Source organism: Candidatus Planktophila sp., from assembly GCA_030681675.1.
Lineage (GTDB): Bacteria > Actinomycetota > Actinomycetes > Nanopelagicales > Nanopelagicaceae > Planktophila.
The window spans coordinates 74,329-87,700 of sequence record JAUXRP010000017.1 but is presented as its reverse complement, the minus strand read 5'-3'; the positions used below and the strand labels follow the sequence as shown (position 1 = coordinate 87,700).

General features: G+C 45.2%; 13 protein-coding genes. 3 read left to right on the top strand and 10 right to left on the bottom strand.

Annotation, left to right across the window (positions count from 1 at the left end):
• Positions 1–22 precede the first annotated feature (22 nt).
• Genes tdh through Q8K48_05430 form a run of 3 tightly spaced genes read left to right on the top strand, consistent with a single transcriptional unit; the run spans position 23 to position 3,499 of the window.
• Entirely contained in the window at positions 23–1,048 is a 1,026-nt protein-coding gene (tdh, locus tag Q8K48_05440; GenBank protein ID MDP1851842.1) for an L-threonine 3-dehydrogenase, read from the top strand.
• 2 nt (positions 1,049–1,050) lie between these two features.
• Positions 1,051–2,253, top strand: coding sequence for a glycine C-acetyltransferase (locus Q8K48_05435; protein MDP1851841.1), 1,203 nt, complete (start codon positions 1,051–1,053; stop codon positions 2,251–2,253).
• A complete protein-coding gene (locus tag Q8K48_05430; protein ID MDP1851840.1) occupies positions 2,246–3,499 on the top strand; it encodes an AGE family epimerase/isomerase in 1,254 nt (417 codons plus the stop codon). The genes Q8K48_05435 and Q8K48_05430 overlap by 8 nt, the downstream gene beginning before the upstream one ends.
• Here the strand turns inward: Q8K48_05430 and Q8K48_05425 are convergent.
• From Q8K48_05425 to Q8K48_05380, 10 genes are all read right to left on the bottom strand, one after another.
• Positions 3,496–5,871, bottom strand: coding sequence for a pyruvate dehydrogenase (locus tag Q8K48_05425; protein ID MDP1851839.1), 2,376 nt, complete (start codon positions 5,869–5,871; stop codon positions 3,496–3,498). The two genes, Q8K48_05430 and Q8K48_05425, sit on opposite strands and share 4 nt — an antisense overlap.
• A gap of 8 nt (positions 5,872–5,879) precedes the next feature.
• The gene (locus Q8K48_05420; GenBank protein MDP1851838.1) at positions 5,880–6,674 is read right to left on the bottom strand and encodes an alpha/beta hydrolase; all 795 of its coding nucleotides are present in this window, start codon (positions 6,672–6,674) and stop codon (positions 5,880–5,882) included.
• 2 nt (positions 6,675–6,676) lie between these two features.
• Positions 6,677–6,871 carry a DUF3046 domain-containing protein gene (locus Q8K48_05415; protein MDP1851837.1) on the bottom strand — a complete coding sequence of 65 codons (195 nt, stop codon included), beginning with the start codon at positions 6,869–6,871 and terminating at the stop codon, positions 6,677–6,679.
• Entirely contained in the window at positions 6,858–7,382 is a 525-nt protein-coding gene (locus Q8K48_05410; GenBank protein ID MDP1851836.1) for a helix-turn-helix domain-containing protein, read from the bottom strand. The genes Q8K48_05415 and Q8K48_05410 overlap by 14 nt, the downstream gene beginning before the upstream one ends.
• Positions 7,372–7,638, bottom strand: a complete 267-nt coding sequence (locus Q8K48_05405) for a helix-turn-helix transcriptional regulator (GenBank protein ID MDP1851835.1) — start codon at positions 7,636–7,638, stop codon at positions 7,372–7,374. The genes Q8K48_05410 and Q8K48_05405 overlap by 11 nt, the downstream gene beginning before the upstream one ends.
• 35 nt (positions 7,639–7,673) lie before the next feature.
• The gene (locus tag Q8K48_05400) at positions 7,674–8,165 is read right to left on the bottom strand and encodes a CinA family protein (GenBank protein ID MDP1851834.1); all 492 of its coding nucleotides are present in this window, start codon (positions 8,163–8,165) and stop codon (positions 7,674–7,676) included.
• A gap of 6 nt (positions 8,166–8,171) precedes the next feature.
• Positions 8,172–8,717: a CDP-diacylglycerol--glycerol-3-phosphate 3-phosphatidyltransferase gene (gene pgsA / locus Q8K48_05395; GenBank protein ID MDP1851833.1), complete on the bottom strand. Its 546-nt coding sequence runs from the start codon at positions 8,715–8,717 to the stop codon at positions 8,172–8,174.
• On the bottom strand, positions 8,714–10,069 hold the full coding sequence (gene rimO, locus Q8K48_05390; GenBank protein MDP1851832.1) for a 30S ribosomal protein S12 methylthiotransferase RimO: 1,356 nt from the start codon (positions 10,067–10,069) through the stop codon (positions 8,714–8,716). Before rimO ends, pgsA begins: the two co-directional genes overlap by 4 nt.
• 18 nt (positions 10,070–10,087) lie before the next feature.
• Complete coding sequence (locus Q8K48_05385) at positions 10,088–10,894, bottom strand: DUF4115 domain-containing protein (GenBank protein ID MDP1851831.1); 807 nt, start codon at positions 10,892–10,894, stop codon at positions 10,088–10,090.
• Positions 10,895–11,022: 128 nt separating this feature from the next.
• Positions 11,023–13,335: a DNA translocase FtsK gene (locus Q8K48_05380; GenBank protein MDP1851830.1), complete on the bottom strand. Its 2,313-nt coding sequence runs from the start codon at positions 13,333–13,335 to the stop codon at positions 11,023–11,025.
• Positions 13,336–13,372 lie beyond the last annotated feature (37 nt).

Here is a 13,372-nt window from a genome sequence, read left to right as displayed (position 1 = left end):
CTAGATTAGAATTGGAGTTCACATGAAGGCTCTATACAAAAGCAATCGCGCTTCAGGTTTAGAGTTCATTGAATTGCCGGAGCCTGTAACTGGTGAGCGGGATATCAAGATAAAAGTTTTTAAAACCGGAATCTGTGGAACTGATTTGCACATTGAAAGTTGGGATTCTTGGGCCGATGCGAATCTGACGCCCCCTTTTATCCCAGGCCATGAATTTGTCGGACGAGTTGTTGAAATTGGCGCAGACGTTACAACGGTAAATGTTGGAGACTTAGTATCTGGTGAAGGCCACATTGTCTGCGGGCTTTGCCGTAACTGCAGAGCTGGCCGTCGCCACCTGTGCAAGAACACAATTGGCGTTGGAGTTAATCGCGATGGCGCTTTTGCCGAGTTTGTAGTAATTCCCGAAAGTAATGTGTGGCTGCACCCTCATGATATTGATTTGGAACTCGCCGCGATTTTTGATCCGCTTGGAAATGCTGTACATACCGCATTGAGTTTTCCAGTAGTTGGCGAAGATGTTCTCATAACTGGAGCCGGGCCAATCGGTCTTATGTCTGCAGCCATTGCTCGCTTCGTTGGTGCACGTTTTATTGTTATAACCGATGTCAATGAGTATCGATTGAATTTAGCTCGCTCAATGGGAGTAGATGCTGCGATAAATATTTCAATTGACGATGTTTCTACAACCATGATTAAGTTAGGAATGAAAGAGGGTTTTGATATTGCATTTGAAATGAGTGGACATCAATCAGCGATGCCCATGATCTTAGAGAACGTTGGGCACGGGGCGCGAATTGCCGCCCTTGGTCTGCCTAAAGCTCCGATTTCATTTGACTGGTCAAAGGTTGTGACACATATGATGACTATCAAAGGCATTTACGGACGCGAAATGTATGAGACGTGGTACTCAATGAATGCGATGGTCGGAAAGGGTCTCGACGTCTCGCCAGTTATCACTCACAGATTTGCGGCAAATAATTGGCAAGAGGCCTTTGAGCTTGCCCGGTCAGGTAATTGCGGAAAAATAATTTTGGATTGGAGTTAATTGTGTCATCGATTCCTGAATTTATAGATGGCTTAAAAACCAAGTTGGATAACCTAGAAAGTACCGGCCTATATAAACATGAACGCGCTCTGACAGGCGCGCAACAAGTTCTTGTGCATGCTGGTGGTAAAAATCTTTTGAATTTCTGTTCAAATAACTATCTCGGATTGGCAAATAATGATCAGATAATTGCTGCCTCTAAAACGGCTCTGGATCAATTTGGCTTCGGCATGGCAAGTGTTCGATTTATTGCTGGAACACAAACCCAGCACGTTGCCCTTGAAGATAAATTAACTTCCTTTCTTTCTACGCAGGCAACGATACTTTTCCCCTCCTGCTTTGATGCAAATGGTGGCCTTTTCGAAGCGATTTTCGACGAAAATGATGCGATTATTTCTGACGCTCTCAACCACGCCTCGATCATCGACGGTATTAGATTGTGCAAGGCACAGAGATTTCGATGTCAAAACCGCGATCTCGCAGATTTGGAGATCCAACTTCAATCTGCATCTAAGGCAAAAAATATTGTCATTGTTACCGACGGTGTTTTTTCTATGGATGGTTATCTCGCACCACTTGTTGGAATCTGCGATTTAGCAGATAAATACGGAGCTTTGGTTATGGTCGATGATTCACATGCAACTGGATTTATCGGAGCTGGCGGAGCTGGAACTCCAACATATTGGGGAGTTCAAAATCGAGTCGACATTATTTCAGGCACTCTTGGCAAGGCGTTAGGTGGAGCATCTGGAGGTTTCATTAGCTCAAGACATCCAGAGATAGTGCAGATGTTGCGCCAAAAAGCCCGTCCATATTTATTTTCAAACTCTGTGCCACCATCGGTCGTGGCGGGAACAATCGCAGCTTTGGATTTAATGCGTTCAAATCCGGAGTTAGCTGTAAAGGTGAGAGAAAATGCCCGCGAATTCCGAGCATTAATGGTTGAGGAGGGTTTTGATCTACTTCCGGGTGAACATGCCATTGTACCTGTGATGTTTAGTAATGAGCATCTTGCGGTTTCCATGGCTAAAGCTCTATTTGATCGTGGCATTTATGCAGTTGCATTTTCATATCCAGTTGTTCCGATGGGTAAAGCACGGATTCGAATTCAACTTAGTGCAAGCCATACTTTCGATGAGATTAGGGAGTGCGTGAAAGCCTTCGTTGATGCACGGGAAGAGCTTTCAGTTAAAATTCATGAGTAATTCTTTACTTGATGAGACTGGATCGACGATTTATGGGGAGAAATTCCTTTTAAGGCAGGCACAATCTCTCATTGAATTTGCACATGGCTCAGAAATAGTCAACGGTGGTTTTGGATACTTGAATTCGCACGGGCAAGTTGATACGAGCCAGCCTCGCCAAGCCTACGTTCAGTGCCGAATGCTTCAAGTTTTTGGTCTTACACATTTAATGGGTCTGCAGGACTCTTCTCGGCTCATTAAACATGGTGTGGATGCGCTTAATGATTTGTTCTTCGACCAAAAAAACTCTGGATTTTTTAACGCGATTGATACATCGGGAAAATCGATTGGAGTTTCAAAGCTCGGTTATGATCATATGTTTGTCCTTCTAGCCGCTATTACGGCCACCGCTGCTGGAGTCGAAGGTGCAGCGAAGCTCTTGCGGAGGGCAGAGGATGCCATTGATACTTTTTTTTGGGATCCAGAGTTTGAAATGATGAATGATCAGTGGGATCTGGAATTTAGCACTTTGAGTGGTTATCGTGGCATCAATGTAAATATGCACGCCGTAGAGGCACTTACAGCCGCCTTTGATCTAACTAAAAACAGAAAATACCTTGATCGGGCATTGGCAATTTGTAAACGCACTATAAATGAGTTTGCACGAAATAATCACTGGCTACTTCCAGAACATTTTTCATCCAGCTGGAAAGTGGAGCTGGAATACAATCACGATAATCCGGCAGATCAATTTCGACCTTTTGGGGTCACAATTGGCCACTTATTTGAATGGTCAAGGCTCGTGATGCAGGTTGGATTACTCGTAAAAGGTCAAGCAGGTTATGAATGGATTGAGGAAGGTGCCAGAAAGCTTTACGAGCAGGCCAAAGAGTATGGATGGAATGCTGACAATTCACCCGGCTTTATTTACACGATGGATTGGCAGATGCGGCCAGTTGTTCATTCCCGAATGCATTGGGTTGCGGCAGAGGCGGTAATGGCAGCGTATGTGCTCTGGCGAATTACAGGTGATCAAAATTTTTTGATTGACTATGACCATTGGTGGTTATTCATTGATCGCCATGTTATCGATCGAGAGTTTGGTTCTTGGCATCATGAACTCAATTCTCAGTTGCAGGTGATTGAAACTACTTGGCCGGGAAAGCCCGATATTTACCATGCCCTTAATGCCTGTCTACTGCCTTTACTACCTTTTCAGCCGAGTTTTATTGGTGCCTTGATTGCGCATAAAGATAGCGCTATCTAAATATTTAGACTCAATGCAGCTAGTGCGCCATTAACAATTGATCCTGAATCGAGGTCATGAATTTTATAGAGCTCGCCGATCGAGCCAGATTGACCAAATGTATCTACGCCCATTGCAACTTGTGGCATTCCCAGAGCTGAACCAAGCCAAGCCATAGCATGTGATGCACCATCATGAATTGAAACAATCGGTGCGCGCTCGGTAAAAATGGGTCTTAAAGATCCAGGAAATGATGGAGTGCTCGCCGTACGAATTCCTTGTTTAAGTGTTCTCTGCCAACTGCCATACAAACGGCCGGGTGAAGTTATATCAACGACATGTGCAACTACGCCTTCGCTAGCTAATTCACGTGCAGCTTCAATAACTTCCGGCATCACGGCACCAGTGCCAACTAAATGCACTACTGGAGCAGTGATTGATCCACTGGTTTCGCTCAATCCATCACGACCATCGATTAATCGGTAAGCCCCAGCTAAAACCTGACTTCGCAACAGCGCTTCGCCTAAACGATCCTTTGCATCATTGAATGGTTTTTGATCAACGGGTCTGGTTGTGAGTCTGAAATAGAAGGCCAGCTCATTTGGCCGAAGATCTGGTGTGGTATCGCGTTTACCTCCGCCAACGTGGGCTATAGCATCGCAGAGCAGCCAATCAAGTGCCTGTGCATAGGCCGGCTCCATGAGAACAACTCCAGGAAGTTCCATTCCAACTGAGGGCGTAATGGTCGATTGATGTGCTCCTCCCTCGGGAGCTAGAGTCACACCAGAAGGAGTACCAGTAATTATAAACTTAGCTCCAGAATAAACGCTATAAATAAAGGCATCTAAACCCCTGAGTACAAATGGATCATAAACCGTCCCGATTGGGATCAAAGGTTGATTTGAATGATCGTACGAGAGACCTAACATGCCAAGAAGCATAAATAAATTCATCTCACTTATGCCCAATTCAATATGTTGGCCCGTAGGTCCCTCTGCCCACTTTAAAACTGGATCCTCATTCCATCTGCGAACTTCTTTAGGATGGAAAACGCCAGTTCGATTTATGAATCCACCTAAATTCGTAGATGTTGCGACATCGGGTGCAGTTGTTACTAAGTAAGGACGAATCGATTCATCTCGACTAATTTCAGTGAGAACGCGCCCAAAAACCTCCTGAGTGGAAACTATTCCGCTGCTCTTTATATTAGTTGATATTGGGATAACTGCGCTAATTTCACCAGAGTGAATTGGGCGCTTTAAAGAAGCACTGCGCTTGAGAAGAAACTCTCCCACATCCGAGTTTGGTGAAAATCCGTTCCACTCATCCTCAACGGTTAATTCAACTCGACTTCGAAGATCATTAATCTGTGATGTAGAAATTTGAGCAGAATGATTGCGCGGATCCCCCGCCAGCGGAAGTCCCCAACCTTTAACGGTATATGCAAATACAACGCTTGGGCGATCAATCATGCTATCGCAGAACTGAAAAGTTTCGACAAGGGATTCTAAATTATGACCACCAAGATCACTCAAAATAGCAAAAAGCTCGGCATCAGAATATGAAGTTAGATGTTCTTTAACTCCATCAGGTGCGCCATCTAGAAAGCGTTCACGAACATCTTCAATTCTTTGACCATATAGAGATTGATACTGTTCATTTGGAATATCATCAAACCATTTTTTAAAACTTTCGGATCCCGCGATTGAAAATGCCTTCTTTAATTTAGAGCCATACTTAACCTCTATAACGTGCCAGCCTGCCGCTTCAAATTGAGCTCTCCACTGTGCAATTCGAATTCCAGGAATTACTCGATCCAATGATTGGCGGTTAAAGTCGACAACCCACATGACATTTCCAACTCCATCAGTTGCTGGATCTGCAACAGCTTCCCAAATGTTTCCCTCATCGAGTTCGGCATCACCAATCAAGGCAATAAACCTAGAGTGTGGGCGTTTACCAAAGTGTGCATCAACGTACCGGCGTGTAACACCTGCAAAAAGCGGCGCAGCCGCGCCTAGACCGACGGAGCCGGTTGAAAAATCAACTGGGTCGGGGTCCTTGGTTCGCGAAGGATAACTCTGTAATCCACCAGCACTTCTCAGTTCGGTGAGATATTTCTTATCTAAATTTCCAAGCAGAAACTGAATAGCATGAAATACCGGAGAAGCGTGGGGCTTAACGCTCACTCGATCCTCTGCATCTAAGTGATGAAAGTAGAGTGAAGTTAAAATCGAAACCATTGAAGCACTCGAAGCCTGATGTCCACCAACTTTTACTCCATCAGTATTTTCTCGATCATGATTGGCATAATCAATCATTCGAGTAGCAAGCCACAAAATACGTTCTTGCACCTCTTGTAGAATTTCCAGTTCTTTTTCAGAAATACTCATAGCTGATGCTACCGATAGGTAGTCTCAAGAACTACCTTTAAAACTAATTCTGGGTGATCCCACATTGGAGCATGACCACAGTTTTCTATCGTCAGCCACCTACAGTGAGAAGGCGCTAAAGATCGCTCCTGCGAAACGTCGGCAGGCAATGTGTTATCACAATCACCAAAGAGTATTGTTGTTCGAACGCAATCTGGAACTTTTGCATTGAAGCGCCGTCCTGTCATGCCATCCCATGCCGGAAAATAACCTCGGCAGTTAGTCATGGCGATGCTTGCATCAAAACAGGTTTCATAACTTAGCTCTTGCCACTTAGGGCTCACTCGTTTAAAACCAATTTTGCGTATCTGTTTCGACTTAAGACCGGTTTTAATAAAAGGTTTGAGGGCTTTTGCTAAATAATATAAGCCTGCCTCGCTCGGCAATCGAGCCGAAGCTGGAGCCAGCCACAACCCAGCAGGTGCCAATCCGGTAACGCTCAAAATCTGCTCGGGCCTGGATGCGGCCATTTCAAGTGCAATCCATCCCCCTAGTGAATTACCCACAACGTGAAACTTTTCTATACCGTACTCACTTTTTACCGTTTCAAAAATCGCCTCCCCTAGTGAAGCTGGGTCCATTGCTTGACTCTTTGAATATGGGCTTTGTCCATGTCCAGGCAAATCAACGCTAATGACGCGAAAATTTTTCGAGAGCTCTGCGAGAGTAGGTTTAAATGCGGTGGCAGCGGAACCAAGCCCATGGATTAAAACAAGTGGCGGTCGTGTGGGGTCGATTTCAGTAATAACCGTAGAGAGTTTCATTTTCAGTACTTAAATTTTTCAGTCTCTTTTGGATGTGCTTTACACACTGCCCTCCAAATGTGATCTGCCTCTACACCTAACGCTAACGCCTCATTGACCGTCTTGCTCCCAAGTTCTGAAATCGCAATATCGCTTGGAAAGTGCGAACCTTCGCCAAAAGAAAGCTTTAATCGCTCTCGAAGATCAGATATGCGCACGGGAAATCAGTAACTCTGCCTGTAATCGCGAATTGTGCGCGGCTATAGGTTGGAGAACTTGTCCGATCAGCCACAGTAAGGAAACATGAGCCAGGAGCTGACTACCTGTAATGAGTACCAACTCATGAGCAATCCTTCCCCACAACCGGTGCTCTCTTAATCCTAAAGCCCTGGTCAGTAGAGATGGATCATGAATTCGCATGTGCGCCAACGCGGCATCGGTTGAGATATCAATTGAGAGAAGTTCTAACGCTTCACAAGCATTAGCTGCACTCTGCGCAATTGAAATTAAGCGCTCGCATTCAGATTCACAGAGAGCTGCAACAACACTCTCCTTATCACGAAAATGGTTATATAAAGTCGCACGAGAAACCTCGGATGTATCAGCAATTTCGATCATAGTCATATTGGCCAGGCCTACCGTAGCAATAAGCTCTTTAGTAGCAATGAGAATTGCACTGTGTGTGCGGCGGTGAGTGCTTACTTGTGGTGAGTATTTATTAAGCGGCATCGACTACAGTAAGAACCACGCTCTCGTGGCTCGCCAGTTCAATTGAAACATCACTAAATAGATCTGAGAGCGAAAGGCCAAGCGCGGCACAAATTGCGTTGAGAAGTTCGGAGGATGCCTCTTTTTGCCCACGTTCGACTTCAGACAAATACCCAAGAGAAACTCGAGCCGCACGAGCCACATCACGCAACGTGCGTGATTGAGAGGTGCGAGATGCGCGAAGGGTTAGACCGACGGCTTCACGGACAAGAACCATTGCAATACCTCCACTCTCTTTACGAATCGAGCTTGTTAACTTCGATGCCTAAGGATACGCGCAAATGTGGCAATCGCACTCGCTGTAGCAGCGTTTCGTATAGTTTCACGCTCACCTGATAGAGAAAGTTCTATCGTCTGCGATACCGGACCCTCGATCGCCACCCAGACCACGCCGACTGGATGTCCATCCAATGGATTCGGACCGGCCACTCCGGTCGTGCTAATTGACCACGTCGTTTTAAATGATCTGCGAGCTCCTTGTGCCATAGCAACTGCAACCTCTTCACTCACTGATGTGTGTTCTGTAATTAGAACCGGGTCCACGTGAAGGTGAGAGATCTTTATTTCATCACGGTATGCGGTGATGCCGCCCACAAAAACATCGGAGGCTCCAGCGATTGTCACAATAGCCGAACTCACTGATCCGGCAGTTAAAGATTCGGCAGTACTAAGGGTTTCATTACGTTCGCGTAGTGCATCAATAATCTCGGTTGCGAGCTCTATTATTTCAGGTGAAAGCGCCACGTGTACCTACTTGCCTAGTTTGAATGCCGACTGTACATAATAAAAGCCGGTTGCGATAGTGAGGATTACCGCGATTAGCATAAAGCCATCGCGAAACCAATATAGGTTTTCACTTAAGGGTAAAACGTAAAAGCCAACCCCGAAGTTTTGGAAAGTTGATTTAATTTTGCCGCCTTTATTAGCAGCAATTACGCCTCTTTTGATAACGGCCAATCGGAAAATAGTAATCCCAATTTCTCGAACTAAGATAACAATAGTGATCCACCACGGCAATCTATTTAAGATCGATAATGAAATCATCGCAGTCCCGATCATAACTTTGTCGGCTACGGGGTCTAAAAACTTCCCAAATTCAGTAATCGAATTTCGACTGCGCGCCAAATTACCATCCAATACATCCGACATTCCTAGAATGAAAAAAACTATCCACGAGATGTACTGCCATACAGGATCATTTCCGCCATTTTTAAACAATGTATATGCACCTATTGGAACAAAAAGTAATCGTGCGACAGTAATAAAATTTGGAGTTATATAGTTTGGAAGCCTCATAAGGGTTTTGCCACCAGATCAGCGCCCATTGAATCAATTACCACCGCATCAACATACTGCCCAACAAGGAAATCTGTTCCTACGAAAACCGTCGAACCATCGACTTCTGGACCTTGATGGGCGGCCCTTCCCTCTTGTAAATCAGAATCTTCGATAAGTACGCGTACATTTTCACCAATACGAGCTTGGGCGCGATTACTCACCATTTCATCAGCTAATGAAGAGAGAGTTTCTAGGCGCTGGGCTATTACATCTAATCCAACTTTTTCGCCCAAGGTGAGCGCTTCAGTATTGTCCTCATCGGAGTAGCCGAAAACTCCTACCGCATCTAACTTTGCTTGAGTAATAAATGTTGCAAGTTCATCAAAGTCATCTTGGGTTTCGCCCGGGAATCCAACAATGAAGTTAGACCTGATTCCAGCTTCAGGTGAAAGGGCTCTAATTTGATGAATCAAATGTAAAAACTTTTCGTTGTCACCGAATCTGCGCATTCGACGCAACACAGTTGGACTGGTGTGCTGAAAAGACAAATCAAAATAAGGCACAGTCTTTGGTGTTGCAATCATTGCTTGAATCAATGTTGGACGCATCTCAGCTGGTTGCAGATACGACAAACGAACTCGCTCTACGCCATCAATGGTTGCAATCTCTGGCAAAATCTTTTCCATCAACTGCAAATCACCCAGATCTTTTCCAAATGAAGTGGTGTTCTCGCTTACGAGAAATAACTCCGTTACTCCGTTGGCCACTAACCAACGCGCTTCATCCAGAATCTCGTGAGGCCGTCGTGAAATGAAGGAGCCTCGGAAATATGGAATTGCACAAAAGGAACAACGCCGATCACATCCTGATGCAATCTTTAGCGGTGCCCATGGTGCATTTCCCAAGCGTTTGCGCGTGAACTCTTCCGTGGGACGAATATCAGCGCGATCTGAGGGTGCAATTGGCAACAGTGCACGCCGGTCTCTGGGTATATGAGCTACATGTTTATTCCCATTAACAATTGATTGCAACCGTGCGGAAATATCTTTGTAATCATCAAAACCCAAGATCGCATCGGTTTCTGGCAAGGCATCGGCTAAAGCATTTCCATAACGCTCTGCCATGCATCCCACTGCAACTACGGCGCGAGTTGTGCCATGTCCTTTTAGAGAGTTGGCCTCCAATAAAGCATCTATAGAGTCTTTTTTAGCCGATTCAATAAAGCCACAAGTATTAACTAAAGCGACTTCTGCCAACTCAACATCATCGACTAAGTTCCACCCGTCGGCGGCCAATCGTCCAGCTAACTCTTCAGAATCAACTTCATTTCGTGCGCACCCTAAAGTGACGACAGCAACGGTGCGTTTCATTGGACAAATCGTATCGGGTTATGAATCGACTCCATACGACACGCTAACTACAGCACCATTTGCACCGATGGAGGCCATCTTGTTGCCATTTACCTGAAGATCTACTCCCCCTGCATTGCCAACTTTTAGATCCAATCTCACATCAGTTGTGAATTTTAGTGTAGAGCCCTTAGAAAGCACTCCACTAAATAGCGTTCGGCCCGATGCATCAGAGACAAAGAGCCAGCTCGAAGCTCGGGCGGCACGTAAAACTACTTCGACACCAATGCCTGTTGAATAAGAGTTTTGCACCGTTGGTGATGCAGAAACCGTTGGTGATGTAGAAACCGTTGGAGATGCAGAAACCGTTGGTGATGTAGAAACCGTTGGAGATGCAGAAACCGTTGGAGATGCAGAAACCGTTGGAGATGTAGAAACCGTTGGAGATGCCGCTTCATCGATGGAGATATTTGAAATGACGATTTGAGCAACGGCGGCAAGAGCTAATGAAATAACTGAAATCAGAAGTAATGTCTTAAGTGAAACCTTGCGCTTATCTTTGGCTTTGCGCATAATATTATTTTCAATCAAAAGCTCTTGCATAGTTCGTTGTACGCTAACCTGCTCCTCGTCAAAAACTCGCAAGAACTCCTCCTCACTTGCCCCTAGTTTCCGAGCAATATTTCTGACGTGTCCTCGAGCATACGTATCCCCACCACAATGTGAAAAGTCGTTTTCCTCAATTTCTCGCAAAAGAGCGGTTCGAAGGTTGGTTAGAGAAGCTAGATCCTCAATGGAAAAGGAAGCCTCTTTGCGCGCCCTACTAATCATTGAGCCGAGCGTCATAAAAGAATCCCTAAGAAAATTTGTGCGGAGGTCAAAGGTTAATTCTAGAACTCAACTCACTCATTGCGATAGATGTAAGGGTCAAAACAAAGGGTTAATTCGGAACAAAAGTGCATGGTCGGTCATTTTTAGTAGTCGCGAAGGGTCGCAAGTACAGAATCCAACTCATCAGGTCTGACCATAACGGTGCGAGCTTTTGATCCCTCTGATGGGCCTACGATTCCACGTGACTCCATGAGATCCATCATGCGCCCGGCCTTAGCAAAACCTATTCGAAGTTTTCTTTGAAGCATCGATGTAGATCCAAACTGCGTTCCAACAACTAATTCGATAGCTTGGCAGAGTATATCTAAATCATCGCCAATCTCTTTATCCATCATCTTTGGGTGGCTCATAGGAACAGTGACATCATCGCGGTATCGTGGTTTAAGTTGTTTCTTCACATGCGCTGTTACGGCTTCAATTTCTCGCTCAGATACATAAGCGCCTTGAATACGTACCGCACGACTTGCACCCATCGGAATAAATAGTGCATCACCTTGGCCGACTAATTTTTCGGCTCCGGGAGTATCTAAAATTACTCGGCTATCGGCCAATGAACTTGTTGCAAAAGATAGACGTGATGGCACATTAGCTTTAATTAGACCGGTCACAACATCAACTGACGGGCGTTGGGTTGCAAGAACTAAATGAATTCCAGCTGAACGAGCTAGCTGAGTTATACGAACAACCGACTCTTCCACTTCCTTAGCCGCAACCATCATCAAGTCGGCAAGTTCATCGATAATGATGAGCAGATATGGATACGGCTCTATTGTGCGATCGCTACCTTCGGGTGGAATTACTTTCCCAGCCCGAACCGCCTTATTGAAATCATCGATATGCCTAAAACCAAATGTTGAGAGATCTTCATAGCGTAAATCCATTTCACGCACGACCCATGTCAGCGCATCGGCGGCTTTCTTCGGGCTTGTGATAATCGGGGTGATTAGGTGTGGAATTCCCTCGTAAGCCGTTAACTCAACGCGCTTTGGATCAATTAAAACTAATCGCACATCATCTGGTGTCGAACGTGCCAAGATGGAGATGATCATTGCGTTTATCATTGATGATTTTCCTGCACCAGTTGCGCCTGCGACTAAAAGATGAGGCATTTTGGCAAGGTTTGCGAAGATGAAATTTCCCTCAACATCCTTCCCAAGGGCAACGAGCATAGGGTGATGATCTTGACCGGCAACCGACGATCTCAATACATCTCCTAACGCGACAATCTCGCGGTCTGCATTAGGAATTTCGATACCAACCGCTGATTTTCCCGGAATTGGGGAGAGGATTCGGACATCACCACTTGCAACAGCATACGAAATGTTCTTAGCTAGAGCGGTTATTCGCTCCACTTTTACGGCATTACCAAGTTCTATTTCGTAACGAGTAACCGTTGGTCCACGCATAAAACCAGTAACTTGCGCATCAATTTCAAATTGTAGAAAAACTTCAGTTAATGCCGCGACCACAACTTCATTTGCTTTGCTTTTCGCTTTGGCCGCTGGCCCTGATCTTAGTAAATCTAATGGGGGAAGTTCATATGTTGAATCAGCGGTTAATAGCAGTTGCTCTGGTCGCTTATTACCTAGAACGAGCGCTGTAGAGACCGGAACTGGAACTGTAAACTCTTCATCAAAGCTATCTTCGTCTAACTCTTCTTCATCAACGTGTGTTTGGTTCCATGCTGCAACTATTGGCGTTTCAAAAGGAGGTGTATCAGTTATTTCAAATGTTTCTTCACTGACTGCCCTCTCAGGACGTTTTGACCATACCCACGATGAAGTTGATCTGATTGCTGAAATCAGTTCACTAACTGGCGTAGCGGTTATGACAAGCAATCCAAAGATTAAAATTATTATTAGCACTGGGTAAGTTAAAACAGATGTCATTGCAGCAACTAACGGCGTTGTTATTCCAAAACCTAACCAACCGCCACCTTCTCGCATCGCAGTTGCTCCCGTGCCGACTGAACCATTGAGTAAGTGCGCAAGTCCAGTTGAGGAAATAAGCAACGCAGAAGTTCCAACAATAACTCTACCGATTGCCTTCTTGTCTTCTGGGCTCCTAAATAATTTAAATGCAAAATAAATGAGAACAAGTGGTGCAACAAAACCGACACGTCCAAAGCCTCCGAAAATGAATGAATACAATGCGCGACCTACGAAGTTGTCTGCATGAAACCATGTCCCCGCAGTAGCTACAAGTGCGAGAATCAATATGAAAAAAGCTATGCCATCACGTTGATGGGCTGGATCTAACTCTCGGGCGCCTCGGGCCAGAAATCGAACGCTTCTTCCGATGGTTTTTGCGATAAATCTCCATACAGAGCTCACTGCTCTTGCCAGAGCGCTACCTACTGCGCCACTCTTCGATTTCGATTTTCGCCGTTTAGTCACACAAACAATCTTAAAGGCTTGGCAATTTTCGCTTCGC